The sequence below is a fragment of the Gilvimarinus sp. 1_MG-2023 genome (assembly GCF_030548285.1).
Genome location: NZ_JAUOSC010000801.1, coordinates 1 through 288 on the forward strand (window position 1 = coordinate 1; position 288 = coordinate 288).

At 55.6% G+C, this 288-nt stretch carries 1 protein-coding gene; it reads right to left on the bottom strand.

Going from position 1 to position 288, the window contains the following annotated elements:
* A partial coding sequence (locus Q4563_RS19100) for a B12-binding domain-containing protein (RefSeq protein WP_303605634.1) occupies positions 1 to 288 on the bottom strand: 288 nt, incomplete at both ends.

Here is a 288-nt window from a genome sequence, read left to right on the forward strand (position 1 = left end):
CCCCCTTGACCGTGGCCATCAGGATTTTTCCCTGGGTTTCGGACTTGCCGTCTTTTTCTTCTTCGATATAAGGCAGTAGATAAGCTACGGCCTGTTTCATCACCCGGGCGCTTTTGACCACCTGGGGCAGGAACATTTTACCGGAACCAAACAGGTCGCCGACGACGTTCATGCCGTCCATCAATGGCCCTTCGATCACTTCAATCGGCCGGGCAAATTGCTGGCGGGCCGCTTCGGTATCTTCCTCGACATAGGTATTGATGCCCTTGACGAGGGCGTGGGTCAGCC